Origin of the sequence: Curtobacterium sp. Arg-1 (assembly GCF_025643395.1) — a bacterium.
GTDB classification, from domain to species: Bacteria; Actinomycetota; Actinomycetes; order Actinomycetales; family Microbacteriaceae; genus Curtobacterium; species Curtobacterium poinsettiae.
On record NZ_CP095731.1, the window covers coordinates 2,579,330 to 2,596,699 of the forward strand.

A 17,370-nucleotide genomic window follows, 5' to 3' on the forward strand; every position below is an offset into this window, starting at 1 on the left:
CGCACGGCAACGGTCAGCGTCGCCGCCGCAGCGTCGAGAAGATCCCCCGGACCACTTCCTTCGCGATGGTCCCGCCGAGCCCTGCGCCGAGCAGATCGGTCAGCGGGTCGTCCGCGGACCGCCGCGTCCCGGGCCGGGTCGTCCGACCGGAACCACCGGTCCGACCGGAACGCCGCGACTCCGACGCCCGCTCGGCACGCTCGAACTCCCGCTGTTGCCGTTCGAACTCCCGCTGGGCCTCGACCGCCGACGCGTCCGCGGCGGAGTCGGCAGCGGCGGCTTCGGCAGCAGCAGCGGCCTCGGCGGCCGCGGCCTCCATGCGACGCGCGAGCACCTCGCGGGCCGAGTCCGGGTCGACGCGGGTGCCGTAGGTCGCCAGGAGCGGTGAGGCCTGCACCCGGGCGGCCATCTCGTCGGCCGGCATCGGGTCCATCGACCCCTGCGGTGCGCGCAGCCGGGTCCACGCGACCGGGGTCGGAGCACCACGTTCGTTCATCACCGTGACGATCGCCTCACCGGTCGCGAGCGACGTGAGCACCTCCCCCAGGTCGTAGTCGCTCGTCGGGTACGTCGACACCGTCGCCCGGAGCGCCTTCGCGTCGTCCGGCGTGTGCGCGCGGAGCTGGTGCTGGATGCGCGATCCGAGCTGCGCGAGCACGTCGTTCGGCACGTCCTTCGGGGTCTGCGTCACGAAGAAGACCCCGACGCCCTTCGACCGGATGAGCCGAACGGTCCGCACGATCTGCTCGGTGAAGTCCTTCGACGCACCGCTGAACAACAGGTGCGCCTCGTCCAGGAAGAACACGAGCTTCGGCTTCTCCTGGTCGCCGACCTCGGGCAGCTCGTTGAACAGGTCGGCCAGCAACCACATCAGGAACGTCGAGAAGACCTCCGGCCGGTCCTGCACACCGGGCACCTCGAGCAGGCTGACGATCCCCCGCCCGTCCGCCGCCGTCCGCAGGAACACCTGTGTGTCGATCTCGGGCTCGCCGAAGAACTGGTCGGCACCCTGGTCGGCGAAGGTGACGAGCTCGCGCAGGATCACCCCGGCGGTCTGCTTCGACAGGCCCCCGAGCTCGGCGAGTTCCCCCTTGCCCTGGTCGCTCACCAGGAACGTCAGCACGCTCCGCAGGTCGTCGAGGTCCACCAGCGCGAGGCCCTGCTGCGCGGCGTAGTGGAACACCAGGCCGAGCGAGGACTCCTGCGTGTCGTTCAGCCCGAGCACCTTCGACAGCAGCAGCGGTCCGAAGCCCGACACGGTGGCACGGATCGGCACGCCGGTGCCCTGCCCGCCCAACGAGAACAGTTCGGCCTGGCTCGCGACGCCCTGCCACTGCTGACCGATGCCCGCGGTGCGGTCGAGGAGCTTGTCGTTCGCCTGCCCCGCGACGGCCAGACCCGACAGGTCGCCCTTGACGTCGGCGGCGAACACGGGCACCCCGTTCGCCGCGATCTGCTCGGCGAGCACCTGCAGCGTCCGGGTCTTGCCGGTGCCGGTCGCCCCCGCCACCAGCCCGTGCCGGTTCAGCATCGCGAGCGGGATCCGGACCTGCACGTCGGGCACCGCTGCGCCGTTGACCAGGGCGCCGAGTTCGATCGCGCCGCCGTCGACGGCGTAGCCGTCGCGGATCGCGGCGACCGCGTCCGGTCCGAGCGGGCCGGCTTCGGCACGGACGGGAGGCACGGTGCCGGTCGCCGTCGTCGCCACCGGATCCGGGGCGGTCGCGTCGACCGCCGCGCCAGGGGTGGTGGGGACCGGTGCGACCGGAGCGGTGGGCTCCGCGTCGGGCGCGAGCCGCGCCTCCTGGCCGGTGGGTGGCGGGGACCCGACGACCGCGGGTTCCGCGTCGGGGGTCTGGCTCGCCTGCTCCTCCGCCGTCAGGGCGGCGGCGAGCTCCTCGGCGCGCCGCACCGCTTCGTCGGCGAGCCGACGTGGCTCGTCGGCAGCTTGCCTCGCTGCCTCGGCAGCCGCCCGTGCCCGCTCCGTCGCGTCGCTCATGGGCACAGCCTAGGGAGTCTGACCCGCGGCGGTTCGGGGTCAGTGCGTGAGCGCGGGGACCGTCCTGGGGCGGACCACGAACCAGAGCACGAGGATCGCGACCGCGGCGGTCGACGCCATCACGATCGCCATCGGGCTGGCCGTCGTGATGCCGAGCCAGCCGACCACCGGCGAGATGAGCCCGGCGACGCCGAAGTTCAGGGCGCCGAGCACCGAGGCGGCGGTCCCCGCCTCTTTCCCGTGGGCGGCGAGACCGATGACCTGGACGAGCGGGAACGAGAACCCGCACGCGGCGATGAAGAACCAGAGCGGCACGAGCACGCCGACCAGACCGGCACCGAGCTGGTCGAGGACGATGATCGCGAGCGACGCCAGCAGCAGGGTCGCGGTCGAGCACGCCAGGATCCACTGCGGACCGACACGCTGGGCGAGCCGCGACGAGATCTGCACACCGAGGACGACCCCGACCGAGTTGACCGCGAAGAGCAGTCCGTACTGTTGCGCGTCGAGACCGTAGACCTGCTGGAACAGGAACGGCGACGCGCTGAGGTACGAGAACAGGCCGCTGAACACCATCGCGCCGATGAGCGCGACGCCGACGAAGATCCGGTCGGAGAACAGCGCCTTGTAGCGCTGGCCGATGGTGGAGTGCCCGGCCTCGTGCCGGCGGGCCGGCGGCAGGGTCTCGACGATGAGCAGGACCGAGGCGATCACCACGGCGAGGCCGTAGCAGGCGAGGAAGACGAAGATGCCGCGCCAGCTGGTGAACTGCAGCATCTGCGAACCGATGAGCGGTGCGAGGATCGGCGCGAGGCCGTTCACCATCGCCAGTCGGGACAACATGCGCACCAGCGGCTTGCCGCCGAACAGGTCGCGCACCGTCGCCATCGCCACCACACCACCGGCCGCGGCACCCATGCCCTGCAGCACGCGGAACACCGCGAGCAGTTCGATGTCCGGTGCGGTCGCCGCACCGATCGAGGCGGCGATGTGCACCGTCGTCGCGATGATCAGCGGCAGGCGGCGGCCCACCTTGTCGCTCCACGGGCCGACCAGGAGCTGCCCGATGGCGAAGCCGAGCGTCGTCGCGGTGAGCGTCAGCTGGACCGCGCCGTCGGTGACGCCGAACTGGTCCTTGATCGCCGGGAACGCCGGCAGGTAGAGGTCGATCGTGAACGGGCCGAGCGCCGTCAGGGCGCCCAGGACGAAGACGTAGACGAGTCGCTGCCTGCGGGAGAGCGAGTCTCCCGGGTGCAGGACGACCCGGAGCGAACCGGTGGTGGCGGGCGCGGTCACGAGACAGGAGTCCTTCGACGATGAGGGGGCGGAGGGTGATCGCGGGCCGATCGAATCGATTCGTCCGCGGAACCATCCTACGGTCGCCCGTGTGTGCTCGGCGCCGCCGGTGTCGGCCGCCCGCGTGAAGCGGCTCGTGCTGTCCCGCTGCCGCGCGCGGACCATGCGGTAGCGTCGGACTGCTCGGGGGCCTTCCGGGTGAAGCGGATCAGAAGGGGGTGGGCGTCATGGTGGATGCCCGGATCCTGCACACCACAGCAGCACTGCGCGAGGCGATCCTGCGTCTCGCCGCAGACCGACCGGTCTCGGAGATCACCGTCGCCGACGTCACACGTGCCGCAGGGATCAACCGCGCCACGTTCTACTCGCACGCGGTCTCCCCCGGGTCGTTGCTCGCCGACGTCCTGACGCCGGAGCTCGACCGCATCCGGCAGGAGGACGCCGACGACCGCCGGGCCGCCGCCGACCGGGGCGCCGGAGCCGACGAACTCGCGACCATCACCCGGCGCGGCATCAACGCCGTCGTCGAGCACGTGATGACGCACCGCGACATCTACGGCAAGGCCCTCCCCGACCCGAACGACGCCTCGCTGCACCGGCTGCTCGTCGAGCACTTCACGGTGTCGAGCGCCCTGCACATCCGCGAGCTCGACCCCGCCCGTCGGCCCGACCTGCTCGACGACGTCGCCGCGGGGTTCGTGGCGCAGGGGTTCGTCGGGGCGATCGAGGCCTGGCTCGCCGGGCCCCGACGGTCGCGGAAGGCGCTGGTGGAGACGATCACGCTGTCGTTCCCGGCGTGGTGGAGCTGAGCGGACTGCTCCTACTCGGCGTCGGCCGTCTCGCCGTCGGTGGGCTCGCTCTCCGGCTTCTCACCACGCTGCAGGGACTGCACGACCTGGACCGCCGCCGCCGCGGTGGCCGCGTCGTCGCCCTCTGACGGCACGCGGTAGTCGGCGGACACCCCGTCGCCACCGGTGCCGGTCGCGGGCAGCGGATCCCCCAGGGACACCACCACGACCCCGGCGTCGTGGGCGGTCTGGACCACGCCGGTCAGTGCAGAGGCCCGGGCGGGGTGCACGAGCAGGGCCTTGGCGCCCTTGCGGACGAGCTGGGCGACCGCGGTCCGCTGGGATGCAGCGGCACCCGATGCCGGAGCGACGCGGACGTCGGGCCGGAACCCGGCGTCGGCCAGGTCGGTGCGGAGCCGGTCGGCCAGGGCCGCGTCGTCGTGGACCAGGACGACACCGATCACGGCCTGCTGGTCGAAGCCCCCGTCGGAGCTCGTCAGGTCGGTGCTCTGCACCGGCGTGGGGGCAGCCGACGTCGTCCCCTGGCACCCGGCCAGGGTCAGGGCCGCCGCCAGGGCGACGGTCACGGCGACGATGCGCAGCACGGTGTCTCCTCTTCGGTCCGGTGTGCCACGCTACCCGGCGGCCGGGCCCTGCGACGACGACACGGCTCCGCCCGGGCCCGCCGAGGCCGTCGTCGCTGGTGCCGGCACGGGACCGAGCCTTCGGACGGCCGCGATCGCGACGCCAGCGAAGCCGATCATCGCCGCGAACACCAGCGGGAACGACACCGTCCCGTCGGCTCCGCCGGTCGCGGTGAAGAGCAGGCCGGTCACCGCGAGGCCGATCACGCTGCCCGCGGCGTCCGCGATCGTCAGGGCCGAGCTCGCGAACCCGTCGTCGCCCTCACCCGAGAAGCGCAGGGTCAGCATCGACGCGCGGGGGTAGATCGCTCCCATGCCCGCGCCGCCGACGAACCAGCCGGCGACCAGCACCCACCACGACAGGTCGAACGTGGCCACCGCGAGCGCTGCGACCAGGCTCACGAGCACGAGTGTGAGTCCGGCCCCGAAGGTCCGACGAGCGGTGAGCCGCTGCTCCCCCAGGCGGCCGTGCGCCCAGCTCGACGCGGCCCAGCTGATCGCCGCCACCGTCAAGGCGAGTCCGGCAGCCGACGGTGACAGCCCGTGTTCGGCCTGCAGCAGGAACGGCACGTACGCCTCGCTCCCGAAGAAGGACGCGGCGACGAGCCCCCGCAGCAGCACGACCGACGGCAGCCCGGCCGCGGCCCGGAACGTGCCGGTCGGCAGCAGCGGCCGCAGGGCGAACCAGGTGCCGACCAGCCCGACGACGACGGCTGCGACCATGCCCCACGGGGTCAGGTCGGGCGCGACGTTGAGCAGCAGGATCGACACGGCCGCGGCCACCGACCAGCTGATCCGGGCCCGCTGCCACGGTGGGCGGAGCGCCGCCGCCGGAGGGTGCAGCCGGCCGAGCGTCGGCACGAGCAGGACGAACGCGGCGAGCGCGATCACCAGGGCCCCGGCGAACACCCAGTGCCAGTTCCAGGTGTCGGTGACGATGCCGGCCAGGGCAGGGCCGATCAGTGCCGGTACCACCCAGGCGGCGGCGAACCCGGCGAACACCGGTCCGTGCAGCTCCGCGGGGAAGATCCGGGCGACCAGCACGTACAGCACCACGTCGATGGCCCCGGCGCCGAAGCCCTCGATGAGCCGCCCGGCCAGGAACACCTCCATGGTCGGCGCGAGCATCACCACGGCGGTCCCCACCGCGAAGAACACCGCCGACACCCAGGCCACGATCCGGCCGCCCGCGCGGTCGCTCCAGTTGCCGGCGAGCACCATGCCGGGCACCCCGGCGGCGAGCGGGGCGGCGAAGGCGAGCGCGTACAGGGTCTCGCCGTCCAGGTCGCGGCTGATCACCGGCATGATCGTCGTCATCGCCAGGTTCTGGAACGCCGCGACGCCGACGATCGCGACCATGCCGATCGTCGCCAGGGCGTACGGCCCGCTCAACAGGCTGGTCCGCGACGCCGTCGTGCTCACCCGATCATCGTAGGGGCGGCCGCCGACGACGCGTCAGCGTGTCCCGCGGGTGCGCGTCAGCGCGGCAGCAGGTCCCCCGTCAGCGCGGCAGCAGGCCCCGCGTCAGCGCGTCAGCGTCAGCGTCAGCGTCAGCGCGTCAGCGTCAGCGTCAGCGTCAGCGTCAGCGCGCCAGCGCCTGCTCCAGGTCTGCCACCAGGTCGCCGGCGTCCTCGATGCCCACCGACAGCCGCACGACGTTCTCCGGCACGGCCAGTTCGGTGCCCTTCACCGACGCGTGGGTCATCTCGCTCGGGTACCCGATGAGCGACTCCACCCCGCCGAGCGACTCGGCCAGGGCGAACAGCTCCGTCGACTCCGCGAACCGCTTCGCGGCCTCGGCACCACCGGACAGGGCGACCGAGAGCATGCCGCCGAAGCCGCGCATCTGACGAGCGGCGACGTCGTGCCCCGGGTGCTCGGGCAGGCCCGGGTAGTAGACGCGCTCGACACCCGGCGCGACGACGAGGGCCTCGGCGACGGCCTGCGCGTTCCGCGAGTGCCGCTCCATCCGCACGGCGAGCGTCTTGATGCCACGGGTGGTCAGGTAGGCGTCGAACGGCGACGAGATCGCACCGGCGCCGAACTGCAGGAACTGCACCTTCGCCGCGAGCTCCTCGTCCGCCAGCACGACGGCGCCGCCGACGACGTCGGAGTGTCCGCCGAGGTACTTCGTGGTCGAGTACACGACGACGTCGGCGCCGAGCGACAGCGGCTGCTGCAGGTACGGCGACGCGAAGGTGTTGTCGACGACCACCAGCGCGCCCGACTCGTGCCCGAGGGTCGCGAGCGCGGCGATGTCGGCGATCTTCATGAGCGGGTTCGTCGGCGTCTCGACCCAGAGCACGGTGGTGGCCGGTGCGCCCTGCAGCGCTGCCCGGACCTGGTCGAGGTCGCTCATGTCGACGACGACGAGTTCGACGCCCCACGGCACGTGCAGCCGGCTCACCAGGCGGTGGGTGCCGCCGTACACGTCGTTGCCCATCACGACGCGGCCACCGGGGACCAGCGCGGCGCGGAGCAGGGCGTCCTCGGCGGCGAGCCCGGACGCGAACGACGACGCCGCGACGCCACCGTCCAGGTCGGCCAGGAGCACCTGCAGCGAGTCACGCGTCGGGTTGCCGGCGCGCGAGTACTCGTAGCCGTTGCGCATGCCACCGACGCCGTCCTGCACGTAGGTCGACGTCAGGTGGATCGGCGGGATGACGGCGCCGGTGGTCTCGTCGGGCTCCTGGCCGGCGTGGACGGCCCGGGTGCTGAACTCGGTCATGCTCGGTGGTTCCTTACTCGGAGAGGTAGGTGAGGAGGTCGTGCCGGGTCAGCACGGTGACGGGTTTGCCGTCCGCGACGACGAGGAACGCGTCGGCCGACTCAAGCGCACGACGAGCCGCTGACACCGACTCGCCGACGCCGATGAGCGGCAGCGGGTCGCCGACGAAGTCCGACAGGGCGTCCGACATCTTCGCGGTACCGGTGAAGACCTGCTCGAGCAGTGCCTTCTCCTCGACGGCACCGACGACCTCGCCGATGACGACGGGCGGCTCCGCGTTGAGCACGGGCATCTGCGAGACGCCGTACGTGGTCATGATGTCGACGACGTCGCGCACGGTGTCCGTCGGGTGCGCGTGCACCAGGTCGGGCAGGCGGCCGTCCTTGCCGGCGATGAGCGAGCCGACGGTGCGCTCGTCGTCCGTCTCGGCGAACCCGTACGAGCGCATCCACCGGTCGTTGAAGATCTTGCCGAGGTACCCACGTCCGCCGTCCGGCAGCAACACCACCACGACGTCGTCCTCGGTCAGGTCACGGGCGGCCTGGAGTGCCGCGACGTCGGCCATGCCGCTCGACCCGCCGACGAGCAGTCCTTCTTCACGCGCCAGACGACGGGTCATCGCGAAGGAGTCGGCGTCCGACACGGCGATGATCTCGTCCGGCACGCCGGCGTCGTAGGCGCTCGGCCAGAAGTCCTCGCCGACGCCCTCGACCAGGTACGGACGACCGGTACCGCCGGAGTACACGGAGCCCTCGGGGTCGGCCCCGACGATGCGGACGCCGCCGCCGGACGCCTCCTTCAAGTACCGTCCGGTGCCCGAGATCGTGCCGCCGGTACCGACGCCCGCGACGAAGTGGGTGATCTGCCCCTCGGTGTCGCGCCAGATCTCCGGACCGGTGGTCTCGTAGTGGCTGCGAGGGCCGTTCGGGTTGGCGTACTGGTTCGGCTTGTAGGCGCCCGGGATCTCCTGCACGAGCCGGTCCGACACCGAGTAGTAGGACTCGGGGTCCTCGGGCGCGACCGCGGTCGGGGTGACGACGATCTCGGCGCCGTACGCCGTCAGGACGTTGCGCTTGTCCTCGCCGACCTTGTCGGGCAGCACGAACACGCACCGGTAGCCGCGCTGCTGTGCGACCAGGGCCAGGCCGACGCCGGTGTTGCCGGAGGTCGGTTCGACGATGGTGCCGCCGGGACGCAGGTCGCCGGACGCCTCGGCCGCGTCGATGATCCGGGTGGCGATGCGGTCCTTCGACGACCCACCGGGGTTCAGGTACTCGACCTTCACCAGGATGGTCGCCCGCACCCCCTCGGTCACCCGGTTGAGCTTGACGAGCGGGGTGTCGCCGACCAGGTCGACGACGGAGTTCGCGTAACGCACGGCATGGAGTCTAGGACGCGGTCCCCGCGTCGCGCTGGGATGTGTCGTGCGCGGACAACGCATCCTGATCGCCCCGCCGGTTGCCCCGCCCTGGTCGCGCTGCGCGGCGGACGGGAGGCCCGTGCGGACGCCGCCACGGGCCTCCTGTCCGGCACCCGGTCCGGACCACCGCCGTCAGGGGCGGACGACGTCCGCCGTCGTGTTCTGCTGCCGGTGCAGCTGCGCGTACGTGCCGTCGAGGGCCAGGAGTTCGTCGTGTGTGCCCTGCTCGACGATCCGGCCGTGGTCGAGGACGAAGATGACGTCGGCGTCGCGGATCGTGGAGAGCCGGTGCGCGATCGAGATGGTGGTCCGACCGGCCGCCGCGGTGTCGAGGGCCGTCTGCACGACGTGTTCGGAGATGGAGTCGAGCGCACTGGTGGCCTCGTCGAGGACGAGCACCGGCGGGTCCTTGAGCATGACCCGGGCGATGGCGATGCGCTGCTTCTCGCCACCGGACAGCCGGTAGCCGCGCTCCCCCACGACGGTGTCGTAGCCGTCCGGGAACGACGCGATCGTGTCGTGGATGTTCGCCGCGCGGGCCGCTCGCTCGAGCTCGTCGTCGGTGGCGTCGGGCTTGGCGTACCGCAGGTTCTCGCCGATCGTGGCGTGGAACAGGTACGTCTCCTGGCTGACGATGCCGACGTGCCGCATGAGGTCCTCGTGCACCAGGTGGCGGACGTCCTGGCCGGCGAACCGCACGGACCCCTCGGTGGCCTCGTACAGCCGGGGCACCAGGTAGGACACCGTCGTCTTGCCGGCGCCGGAGGGCCCGACGAAGGCGGCGAACTGCCCGGGGTGGAGCTCGAACGACACCCCGCGCAGGGTCGGCTTGTCGGCTTCACCGTCGGGGTAGGTGAAGACGACGTCCTCGAAGGCGACGTGGCCGACCTTCGACTCGTCCACGGGCTGCGCGGTCGGCGAGTCCGTGATGGCCGGCTCGAGGTCGAAGTACTCGAAGATGCGGGCGAAGAGCGCACCGGAGGTCTGCAGGTCGAGGACCACGCGCAACAGCCCGACCGTCGGGAACAGCAGGCGGGACTGCACCGTCGTGAACGCGACGATCGTGCCGGCCGTGATCGGGACGTCGCCGATGATCAGGTACGCGGCGACGACGTAGATGATCGCCGGGATGATCGACAGGAAGATCTGCACGATGGCGAAGAACCACTGCCCCGACATCTGCTGCCGAACCTGCAGGGTGATCTGGTTGCGGTTCTCGTCCCCGTAGCGGCGGGTCTCGCTGGCCTGCTGGTTGAAGCTCTTCGCGAGCAGGATGCCGGAGACGCTCAGGACCTCTTGCGTGATGGCCGTCATGTCGGACAGCGATTCCTGCGTCTGCCCGGCGATCCGCGCCCGCACCTGCCCGACCCGCCGCTGCGCGATGACGAGCAGCGGGAGCAAGACCACCGCGACGAGCGTCATCTGCCAGCTCAGCAGCAGCATCGCGACCACGGCGGCGATCACGGTCACGGTGTTGCCGAGCACCGACGAGATCGTGTTGTTCAGCACGCTCGCCACACCGCCGACGTCGTTCTGCAGGCGCGACTGGATGACGCCGGTCTTGGTGCGGGTGAAGAACGCGAGTTCCATCCGCTGCAGGTGCGCGAACAGGCGCATCCGCATCGCACCCATGACCTTGTTGCCGACGGTCGCGGTCAGGTACGTCTGCCACACGCCGACCCCGGCGCTCGCGATCCAGAGCAGGACCATGGCGGACACGAGCTCGACCAGCACCGGGACGTCGGGGCGGCCGGACGGCGGGAACAGCCCGCGGTCGAACGCCTGCTGGGTGAGCAGCGGCGGCACGACCGAGATGGCCGCGCCGACCAGCACGAGGACGATCGTGAGCCCGATCGCCCGGCGGTGCGGCTCGAAGAGCGCGGCGATGCGACGGACCAGGTGCGGGATCTTCGGCGCCTCGGCGTTGGCGGCCTTCTGCGCGCGGAAGTCACCGCTCGAGATGCGTCCGCTCCCGCGCGGACCACCACCCCGCCCGCTGTGTCCCATGCTCATGGAGCCACCGTAGCCCCGCGCTCGGACATCGACCGTCCTCTCCACAGCACCGCAGTATTTGACCCCGTTCAGGGGGCGTGCGAGCATGTGCCGTCCCCGTCCCCGCACCACCGAGGTCCCATGTCGTCCGCGCCGTCACGTCCCACGTCCCTGGGGGCGCAGCTCGCCCGCCGCAAGCCGATCGAGCAGCTGCAGGCCGAAGCCTCCCGCGGGGTGAACGGCGAACCGCTCCGTCGGTCGCTCGGGGTCTGGCAGCTGACGATGATCAGCGTCGGGGCCACGCTCGGCACCGGCATCCTGGTCGTCCTCGGTACCGCGGTCCCGCTCGCCGGTCCCGCGGTCTGGATCTCGTTCGTCGTCGCGGGGATCGCCGCGCTGCTCTCGGCGCTGTCGTACGCCGAGATGGCCGGTGCCGTCCCGACCTCGGGGTCCAGCTACTCGTACACCTACGCCACGATGGGCGAGGGCATCGCCTGGATCTGCGGCTGGTGCCTGGTGCTCGAGTACGCCGTCTCGGTGGCCGCGGTCGCCGTGGGTGCCAGCGAGTACGTCGACGAGACCCTCCGCGTGTTCGGGCTGCACCTGCCCACCGCGCTCGCCGCTCCCCCGGTCGACGGCGGCGTGGTCAACCTGCCCGCCGCGGTCCTGGTCCTGCTCGCCACCGTCGTGCTGCTGCCAGGAGCCCGCGAGAGCGCCTGGGTGAACACGGTCATGGTGATCGTGAAGATCGCCCTGCTGGTCTTCTTCGTCGTCGTGGCGTTCACGGCGTTCCGGGCGCAGAACTTCGAGCCGCTCGCACCGATGGGCGCCGCCGGGGTCACCGCAGCGGCGTCACGGCTGTTCTTCTCGTACATCGGCTTCGACGCGGCCTCGACCGCAGGTGAAGAGGCGAAGAACCCCCGCCGCGACCTTCCCCGGGCGATCATCGGCTCCATCGCGCTCATCACGGCGCTGTACATCCTGGTCGCGATCGCCGCCATCGGGGCCCGCTCGTGGACGGCGTTCTCGTCGTCCGAGGCGTCGCTCGTCCGCATCGTGGTCGACGTCACGGGGCAGCCGCTCGTCGCCCTCGTGTTCTCGATCGGGGCGGTCGTCGCCATCGCCAGTGTCGTGCTCACCGTCCTGTACGGCCAGACCCGCATCCTGCTCACGATGTCCCGCGACGGCCTGGTTCCGAAGGTCTTCGGCCGGGTCTCCCGCCGCACCGGCACCCCGATCGCGAACACGCTGATCATCGGCATCGCCGTGACGATCGTCGCCGCGCTCGTGCCCCTCGGGGAGCTCGCCGACGCCACGAGCATCGGGACCCTGGTCGCCTTCGCCCTGGTGAACGTCTCCGTCATCGTGCTCCGTCGCTCGCAGCCCGACCTGGAGCGCTCGTACCGGGTGCCGCTGTTCCCCGTCGTCCCGATCCTCGGCGCCCTGAGCTGCGTGCTGCTCGCGGTGTTCCTCGGCGCCACCACCTGGATCGCGTTCGGCATCTGGATGGTCGCCGGCGCCCTGCTCTACCTGGCCTACGGCCGCCGCCACAGCACGCTGCGCTGACGCGCCCCGCTGCCCCGCGGCCGCGCCGCGGCCGCGCCTCCGCGCCGCCGCCCCGACCCGCCCGCGACGAGTCTCGGCCAAGCGGACTCTCTACGGCTCACGAAAGCGCGAGAGTGTCTGCCCAGACGAGACTCGGCACATTCCTCGGGACAGTCGTGCACCTGCGCTTTCCACAGATCCCGCCGGAGGGCACACAGCGCACATCCGAGTCCGCACACTCGCATCATGCAGCTTCACCGGACACGCCCCGATCTCCTCCGCGCCGAGCGGTCGGATCCATCGCGAGCACGACAACTCCGACGGCTCCATGCCGCTGGGCGAGTCATCCGGCTCCGTGCGGGTGTCTACCTCGACAAGCGGGTGTGGGATGCACTCGACACGTCGGACAAGCACCTCGCCATGGCTTGGGCTCTCGCTCCTGACCTGAGTCCGACCAGCGCGTTCTCCCACGTCACGGCTGCACTCATCCATGGCTGGCCGTTGATCGGACCGGCTCCGGAGCGGATCCACGTCGTCGACTGGACGCTGGTCGGTGTCGAACACCGGGTCGGGCTCATTCGACACGGCATCGACCCCGCTGGCCTGTGCCTCGGCCCCAGTCGATTCGACGGCGTCCCTGTGGTCGATGCGCTCGGAACGGCGGTGGCCGTCGCGCGAACGTGCGACCCGGCGGTCGCCGCCGTGGCCATCGACCATGCAGTGCGCATGAAGGCGATCGACAGGAAAGTGTTCGAGGAGCACCTGCCGCCACCCGCATCGCGCGGTGGCCGGAGGGCTCGGCTCGTCGCCACCGCGCTCGATCCGGCACACGAGTCACCCGGTGAGTCCTACTCTTCGATCCGACTCGTGCAACTGGGAGTGACCAACATCCACCCGCAGCATGAGTTCATCACGAACGGGTTCCGTGACCGAGTCGACTTCTGGTTGCCCGACGCCGGAGTCGTCGTCGAGTTCGATGGCAAGCAGAAGTACGTCGACCGCGAGATGCTCGCAGGTCGCGATCCCAGCGAGGTCCTCTGGCAGGAGAAGCGCCGGGAGGACCGCATCCGTACCCACCGAGAAGTTCGGTCCGTCATCCGAGTGACCTGGTGGCACCTCGAGAGCCTCGACCGGTTCCGTGCGCTGCTCCGTTCGCACGGGGTGTTGATCACTCCGTGAGCAGCATCGGCGACAATCGAGTCTCGGCTCAACGGACAACTTCCCGCTCCAGCGGCTGGCAAAGTGTCCGCTCAGCCGAGTCTCGGCGAAAGGTGCCGCAGACAGCCCCCACCCCGCACACGACGAAGGCCGCCACCCCGAGGGGCAGCGGCCTTCGTGACCGGAACGGTCGAGACTACGCGAGCTCGATCGTGGCGCCAGCGGCCTCGAGGGTCGCCTTCGCCTTGTCGGCGGTCTCCTTGTTCGCACCCTCGAGGATCTTGGCGTCGGCGGTCTCGACGAGCGCCTTGGCCTCACCGAGGCCGAGCGACGTCAGGCCACGGACCTCCTTGATGACCTGGATCTTCTTGTCACCAGCGGACTTGAGGATGACGTCGAACTCGGTCTTCTCCTCAGCGGCCTCGGCCGGGGCAGCGGCGGCCGGAGCGGCAGCAGCGGCCGGGGCAGCAGCGGTGACCTCGAAGACCTCTTCGAACTTCTTCACGAAGTCCGAGAGCTCGATGAGCGTGAGCTCCTTGAAGGCCTCGATGAGCTCGTCCTGCGAAAGCTTCGCCATGATTTTCTCCTACTACTAGCTAGTACGTGTGGTTGATGAACGCGAGCCTGATCAGGCCGCGGACTCCTGCTTCTCGCGAAGGGCGTCCACGGTGCGGACGGCCTGCGAGAGGGGTGCCTGGAACAGGTACGCAGCACCGAACAGCGAGGCCTTGAGTGCGCCGGCGAGCTTGCCGAGCAGCACTTCACGGGACTCGAGGTCGGCGAGCTTGTCCACCTCGGTCGCGGTGAGCGGGTTACCGTCGAAGTAACCGCCCTTCACCACGAGCTCGGGGTTCGCCTTGGCGAATGCACGCAGCGACTTCGCGACGGCGACGGTGTCACCGTGGACGAAGGCGAGAGCGGACGGACCGGCGAGTTCGTCGTCGAACGACGAGATGCCGGCGTTGTTCGCCGCGATCTTGGTCAGCGTGTTCTTCACCACGGCGTACGTGGCGTGCTCACGGATCGAGTTGCGGAGCTCCTTGAGCTGCGCGACCGTGAGACCGCGGTACTCGGTGAGCAGAACGGCGTTCGAGCTACGGAAGGACTCCGTGAGCTCGGCGACCGCAGCTTCCTTGTTCGCCATGGTTCTCCTTGGGGGTCTTGCCGGCAGCCCCAGGTCCACGAACGAAAAAAGCTCCGGCGCAGAGGCTCGGAGCTGCTCTCACCAGATGGTGGGAGTGGTTCGGAACACCTGCGCGGGATGCCTCACGAGTGAGGACCTTCGGTCACGATGTTCACAAACACGTTGCAAGCAGCACGACATCCGGCGGTCTTTGGCTTCGAGAACAGTAGCAGATGCCGTGGACGAGACCAAACAGCGGTCGGGAGGCGCGGTGCGGGCCCGCCCCGCGCCTCCCCTCCGTCAGTGGGTGCGGTCCACCGCAGCGGGCGTCGCCGACCAGTCGGCGGACCCGGCCCGCTCGGCCGGCTCGGCCGACGACGACGACGACGACGACGCGATTGACCCCGCCGCGGCGGCAGCCGCAGCAGGGTCGCGCGGCAGGTGCACCGTGAACACCGTGTCCCCGGGCTCGCTCGTGACCTCGACCCGCCCGCCGTGCGCCTGCACGACCGCGGCGACGATGGCGAGCCCGAGCCCGGTCGACCCGACCGTGCGGGAGCGCGAGCTGTCGGCACGGGCGAACCGCTCGAACAGCTTCGGCAGGAACTCCGGGTCGATGCCCTGGCCGGTGTCGCGCACGGTCAGGTCCACGCCACCGTCGACCGGGGCGAGCCCGACCGTGATGCGGGTGCCCTCGGGCGTGTGGGTCCGGGCGTTCGTGACGAGGTTGACGAAGACCTGGTGCAGGCGTGCGGCGTCCCCCGTGATGGTGACCGGCTCCGGTGGGACGTCGACCTCGATGGGGTGTTCGGGTGAGGCGGCGTGGGCGTCGTTCACGGCGTCGAGCACCAGGCCGGTCAGGTCGACCTCGGCGAACTGGATCTCGCGGCCCTCGTCGAGTCGGGCGAGGAGCAGCAGGTCCTCCACCATCGAGGTCATCCGGATGGACTCGGACTCGATGCGGCTCATCGCGTAGACGACGTCCCTCGGCAGGTCGCCGCCCATGCGCCGGGTGAGCTCGGCGTACCCGCGCACCGAGGCGAGCGGGGTCCGGAGCTCGTGCGAGGCGTCGGCGACGAACTGGCGCACCTTCTGCTCCGAGCGTTCCCGCGCCTGCATCGCACTGCCGATGTGCCCGAGCATCCGGTTGAAGGCGCTGCCGACCCGGCCGACCTCGGTGCGGGGGTCGGTGTCCGGCACACGGACACCGTCGAGGGCGTCACTGCGGTCGAGCGGCATGCGCGCGACGGTCGAGGCGGTCTCGGCGACGCGGTCGAGCGGCCGCAGGGAGCGCCGGACCACGAGGGCGGCGACCAGTGAGGCGGCGAGGAGTGCGAGTCCGGTGACGACCAGCACGACGCCCAGGAGCTTCCAGACGCTCTCGTAGACGGGTGCCATCGGCAGGCCGACCACGAGCACGGCAGGCCCGACGGTCGCCGCGGTCACCCGGTAGCGACCGAGGTCACCGCCGAGGTCGATGGTGTGTGGACGCCCGTCGACGTGCACCCCGCCGAGCGGCGCGACCACCGGCGCCGAGAGACGCTCGATCCCCCCGGCGTTGTCCAGCACGCTCCCGACGATGACGTCCCCGTTGAGGAAGTAGACCGTCAGGGTCCCGGACGCCTGTCCGGACGGGCGGCCGATGTCCAGACCCGGCCCGCTCCCGCCCTGCTGCTCGACGGATCGCTGCGCACGGTTCGTGGCGAACTGCAGCTGCTCGTCGATCGCGGAGCGCTGGATCGAGAACAACGCGATGATGCTCCCCGCCCCGATCACCGCACTCACGGCGACGACGAGGGCGACGATGCTCAGGACGAGCCGACGCCGCAGGGTCACGAGGTCGGCTTGATGACGTACCCGACGCCGCGCACCGTGTGGATCATCGGCGTCTCGCCGGCGTCGATCTTCTTGCGCAGGTAGGAGATGTAGATCTCGACGACCGAGGACTTGCCGCCGAAGTCGTACGACCACACACGGTCCAGGATCTGCGCCTTCGAGAGCACGCGACGGGGGTTCCGCATCAGGAAGCGAAGGAGTTCGAACTCGGTGGCCGTCAGTTCGATCGGCCGGCCGGCGCGGTGCACCTCGTACGACTCCTCGTCGAGCACCAGGTCGCCGACGACGATGCGCGAGTCTCCGGCCTCGGAGATCGAGATCTGCGAGCGGCGGATGAGCCCGCGCAGACGCGCCACGACCTCTTCCAGGGAGAACGGCTTCGTGACGTAGTCGTCACCACCGGCGGTGAGTCCGGTGACACGGTCCTCGACGGAGTCCTTGGCGGTGAGGAACAGCACCGGTGTGTCGTCGTTGTTCTGCCGCAGCCGGCTCAGCACCTGCAGCCCGTCGAGGTCGGGCATCATCACGTCGAGCACCATCGCGTCGGGCTTGAACTCCCGCGCGGTCGTCAGGGCGTCCTGCCCGCCGTTCGCGCTCTTGACGTCCCAGCCCTCGTACCGCAGCGCCATGGACAACAGGTCGGTGAGGCTGGCTTCGTCGTCGACGACCAGGATGCGCAACGGGGTTCCGTCGGCACGTGTGAGGCGCGGGGCTGCTGCGGGCTGGGAGATGGTCACGTCTTCGAGTATCGAGAAGTTCCTATGAGTCGTCTGTGGCCCAGCCCAGTGCGTTCTGTGGATCGAGGACACGTCCACGGCCCGACGCTCCGTACGTTGGGAGC

General features: G+C 70.7%; 14 protein-coding genes. 3 read left to right on the top strand and 11 right to left on the bottom strand.

Features of this window, described 5'->3' with window-relative positions:
• Nucleotides 1–13: 13 nt before the first annotated feature.
• Nucleotides 14–1,999 carry a helicase HerA-like domain-containing protein gene (locus MXD64_RS12130; RefSeq protein ID WP_263136509.1) on the bottom strand — a complete coding sequence of 662 codons (1,986 nt, stop codon included), beginning with the start codon at nucleotides 1,997–1,999 and terminating at the stop codon, nucleotides 14–16.
• Between the two features lie 39 nt (nucleotides 2,000–2,038).
• On the bottom strand, nucleotides 2,039–3,295 hold the full coding sequence (locus tag MXD64_RS12135; RefSeq protein ID WP_017888673.1) for a multidrug effflux MFS transporter: 1,257 nt from the start codon (nucleotides 3,293–3,295) through the stop codon (nucleotides 2,039–2,041).
• A 227-nt stretch (nucleotides 3,296–3,522) separates the two neighbouring features.
• On the opposite strand from MXD64_RS12135, the gene MXD64_RS12140 reads away from it, so the two are divergent.
• Nucleotides 3,523–4,104 (top strand): TetR/AcrR family transcriptional regulator, encoded by a 582-nt coding sequence (locus tag MXD64_RS12140; RefSeq protein WP_152427349.1) that lies wholly within the window; start codon nucleotides 3,523–3,525, stop codon nucleotides 4,102–4,104.
• Nucleotides 4,105–4,115: 11 nt separating this feature from the next.
• On the opposite strand, the gene MXD64_RS12145 is transcribed toward MXD64_RS12140, so the two are convergent.
• From MXD64_RS12145 to MXD64_RS12165, 5 genes are all read right to left on the bottom strand, one after another.
• The gene (locus MXD64_RS12145; protein ID WP_042541130.1) at nucleotides 4,116–4,688 is read right to left on the bottom strand and encodes a substrate-binding domain-containing protein; all 573 of its coding nucleotides are present in this window, start codon (nucleotides 4,686–4,688) and stop codon (nucleotides 4,116–4,118) included.
• A gap of 30 nt (nucleotides 4,689–4,718) precedes the next feature.
• Nucleotides 4,719–6,149 (bottom strand): MFS transporter, encoded by a 1,431-nt coding sequence (locus tag MXD64_RS12150; protein WP_017888670.1) that lies wholly within the window; start codon nucleotides 6,147–6,149, stop codon nucleotides 4,719–4,721.
• A gap of 160 nt (nucleotides 6,150–6,309) precedes the next feature.
• Complete coding sequence (locus MXD64_RS12155) at nucleotides 6,310–7,455, bottom strand: cystathionine gamma-synthase (RefSeq protein ID WP_263136510.1); 1,146 nt, start codon at nucleotides 7,453–7,455, stop codon at nucleotides 6,310–6,312.
• Nucleotides 7,456–7,468: 13 nt separating this feature from the next.
• Nucleotides 7,469–8,833 (bottom strand): cystathionine beta-synthase, encoded by a 1,365-nt coding sequence (locus MXD64_RS12160; protein WP_263136511.1) that lies wholly within the window; start codon nucleotides 8,831–8,833, stop codon nucleotides 7,469–7,471.
• A gap of 174 nt (nucleotides 8,834–9,007) precedes the next feature.
• Nucleotides 9,008–10,882, bottom strand: a complete 1,875-nt coding sequence (locus MXD64_RS12165) for an ABC transporter ATP-binding protein (RefSeq protein WP_263137449.1) — start codon at nucleotides 10,880–10,882, stop codon at nucleotides 9,008–9,010.
• 126 nt (nucleotides 10,883–11,008) lie between these two features.
• On the opposite strand from MXD64_RS12165, the gene MXD64_RS12170 reads away from it, so the two are divergent.
• Together MXD64_RS12170 and MXD64_RS12175 are read left to right on the top strand one after the other, a co-directional pair.
• Entirely contained in the window at nucleotides 11,009–12,433 is a 1,425-nt protein-coding gene (locus tag MXD64_RS12170) for an amino acid permease (protein ID WP_263136512.1), read from the top strand.
• A 399-nt stretch (nucleotides 12,434–12,832) separates the two neighbouring features.
• Complete coding sequence (locus MXD64_RS12175) at nucleotides 12,833–13,591, top strand: hypothetical protein (RefSeq protein WP_194589762.1); 759 nt, start codon at nucleotides 12,833–12,835, stop codon at nucleotides 13,589–13,591.
• 175 nt (nucleotides 13,592–13,766) lie between these two features.
• Here the strand turns inward: MXD64_RS12175 and rplL are convergent, their stop codons facing one another.
• The 4 genes from rplL to MXD64_RS12195 all read right to left on the bottom strand — a co-directional run bounded on the left by rplL (nucleotide 13,767) and on the right by MXD64_RS12195 (nucleotide 17,266).
• Nucleotides 13,767–14,147 carry a 50S ribosomal protein L7/L12 gene (gene rplL / locus MXD64_RS12180; RefSeq protein ID WP_017888664.1) on the bottom strand — a complete coding sequence of 127 codons (381 nt, stop codon included), beginning with the start codon at nucleotides 14,145–14,147 and terminating at the stop codon, nucleotides 13,767–13,769.
• 51 nt (nucleotides 14,148–14,198) lie between these two features.
• Nucleotides 14,199–14,714 (bottom strand): 50S ribosomal protein L10, encoded by a 516-nt coding sequence (gene rplJ, locus MXD64_RS12185; RefSeq protein WP_017888663.1) that lies wholly within the window; start codon nucleotides 14,712–14,714, stop codon nucleotides 14,199–14,201.
• Between the two features lie 279 nt (nucleotides 14,715–14,993).
• Complete coding sequence (locus MXD64_RS12190; protein ID WP_263136513.1) at nucleotides 14,994–16,529, bottom strand: sensor histidine kinase; 1,536 nt, start codon at nucleotides 16,527–16,529, stop codon at nucleotides 14,994–14,996.
• Nucleotides 16,526–17,266, bottom strand: coding sequence for a response regulator transcription factor (locus MXD64_RS12195; RefSeq protein WP_017888661.1), 741 nt, complete (start codon nucleotides 17,264–17,266; stop codon nucleotides 16,526–16,528). The genes MXD64_RS12190 and MXD64_RS12195 overlap by 4 nt, the downstream gene beginning before the upstream one ends.
• Between the last annotated feature and the right edge of the window lie 104 nt (nucleotides 17,267–17,370).